General features: G+C 60.6%; 1 protein-coding gene. It reads right to left on the reverse strand.

The annotated features are described in order from the left end of the window. Nucleotides 1-85: 85 nt before the first annotated feature. Nucleotides 86-350 (reverse strand): hypothetical protein (locus tag EXE42_RS19035; protein WP_199240811.1); only part of this gene is annotated, 265 nt, incomplete at its 5' end.

Consider the following 350-nt stretch of genomic DNA (forward strand, 5'->3'; position numbering starts at 1 on the left):
CGAATCGGTGGCTCGTTGCGTCGGTGAACGACGACGCCAAGCGGCGCCGAGCAGTCATGGCCGACGTACGAGTATGGCAGTCCCATCAGTTCCCTCCGAACAGGCCGTTGTCCGTCTGGTCGTTCAGCTCCTTCGTCTGTAACTGGATCTCGTAGAGGGGTTCAACCTCGCCGCCCATGTTGATGACGCTCGGGTTCTCGGAGCGTGTCACGTTCAGTTGGTCGAAGTTGACCTCGCGAATCCCGAACATCGCTGTCCGCGTTTCAACGCCGCTGGCGTCGCCACGCATCGCACGGATAGCGTCTAACTGTGAGAGCGAGACAACACCCGAGAGGACGATCCGCCAGTTG

Source organism: Halorubrum sp. SP3, from assembly GCF_005435195.1.
GTDB classification, from domain to species: domain Archaea; phylum Halobacteriota; class Halobacteria; order Halobacteriales; family Haloferacaceae; genus Halorubrum; species Halorubrum sodomense.